Source organism: Taibaiella koreensis (assembly GCF_003545715.1).
GTDB lineage: Bacteria > Bacteroidota > Bacteroidia > Chitinophagales > Chitinophagaceae > Taibaiella > Taibaiella koreensis.
Genome location: NZ_QVNU01000024.1, coordinates 1 through 1182 on the forward strand (window position 1 = coordinate 1; position 1182 = coordinate 1182).

Annotated in this window: 1 protein-coding gene; it reads left to right on the forward strand. The window is 61.3% G+C overall.

Annotated features, from left to right (window positions below):
• Positions 1-76: 76 nt before the first annotated feature.
• The coding region (locus DZK30_RS25560) for an OmpA family protein (protein WP_118977027.1) at positions 77-1182 on the forward strand (1106 nt) is incomplete at its 3' end.

Consider the following 1182-nt stretch of genomic DNA (forward strand, 5'->3'; position numbering starts at 1 on the left):
GCTCTGGATGTGACGAGCATCTTTACCAAGAACAATGTCTCTATCGGTTTTATCTCCCAAAGAAGGAGCTGTATAAATGAACAAGAAAATTCTCACTGCCGCGTTGCTTGGCGGTCTGGCAGTTGCCCAGGCTGCTTCCGCGCAGGAGTTCGACGACCGTTGGTACCTGACCGGTAGCGCTGGCTTCAATTTCCAGGACCGCGATCGTTTGACCAATGATGCCCCGTTCGTGACCCTGGGCCTGGGCAAGTTCGTGAGCCCGAACTGGTCGATCGACGGTGAACTGAACTATCAGAACCCGAACTTCGACGCCAACCAGGATCTGAACTGGAGCCAGTACGGCATCTCGTTCGACCTGCGTCGCCACTTCATCCAGGAAGGCCGCGGCTGGAACCCCTACCTGCTGTTCGGTCTGGGCTATCAGCGTTCGGAAGAAGAATTCGACGCGACCCCGAACCCGGTGTCGCCGGGCCAGCGTAAGGACGGCAACTTTGCCGCCAAGGCTGGTGTCGGTCTGCAGACCACCTTCGACAAGCGCGTCGCCGTGCGTGCCGAGTTGGCCTATCGCGCTGACTTCAACGACCAGAGCGTCGCCGCTCCGCGCGAAAACTGGTTCGGCGACGTGCTGGCTTCGGTCGGCGTCGTGATCCCGTTGGGACCGGCTCCGTCGACCGCTCCGCCGCCGGCTCCGGCTCCGGTTGCTCCGAGCTGCGCCGATCTGGATGACGACGGTGACGGCGTCAACAACTGCGACGACAAGTGCCCGAACTCGCAGCCTGGCCAGACCATCGGTCCGGACGGTTGCCCGGTGCCTGTCTCGATCGACCTGAAGGGCGTGAACTTCGACTTCAACAAGTCGACCCTGCGTCCGGACGCGATCTCGATCCTGAGCGAAGCGACCGAAATCCTGAAGCGCTACCCCGACCTGAAGGTCGAGGTTGCCGGTCACACCGACTCGAAGGGTACCGACGCGTACAACCAGAAGCTGTCCGAGCGTCGTGCGACCACCGTGTACGACTACCTGACCAAGAACGGCGTCGATGCGTCGCGTCTGGTCGGTCCGATCGGCTACGGCAAGAGCCGTCCGATTGCTCCGAACACCAACCCGGATGGTTCCGACAATCCGGAAGGCCGTGCGAAGAACCGTCGTACCGAGTTGAACGTCCAGAGATCGGAAGAGCG